This is a genomic window from Exiguobacterium sp. s28, from assembly GCF_018618135.1.
GTDB lineage: Bacteria > Bacillota > Bacilli > Exiguobacteriales > Exiguobacteriaceae > Exiguobacterium > Exiguobacterium mexicanum_A.
Map to the genome: position 1 here is coordinate 1 of NZ_JACSLL010000042.1, position 233 is coordinate 233.

A 233-nucleotide genomic window follows, 5' to 3' on the forward strand; every position below is an offset into this window, starting at 1 on the left:
CACGGCGACGTGTGGAGCTGAATGATACTAATCGGTCGAGGCTTTGATCTAGTCTAATGGTTTGTATGAATTGATGAGTCTTCAGTTTTCAGGGAACAACCCTGAAATGGATTGACACGCCCATGAGGCGATGTTAATATTCTTTTGTCTGGTGGCGATAGCGAAGCGGCCACACCCGTTCCCATGCCGAACACGGAAGTTAAGCGCTTCAGCGCCGAAAGTAGTTGGGGGTC

The 233-nt window shown here is 49.8% G+C and carries 1 rRNA gene; it reads left to right on the forward strand.

Features of this window, described 5'->3' with window-relative positions:
• Positions 1–147: 147 nt before the first annotated feature.
• A 5S ribosomal RNA gene (gene rrf, locus KNP78_RS15660) occupies positions 148–233 on the forward strand; the annotation flags it as partial.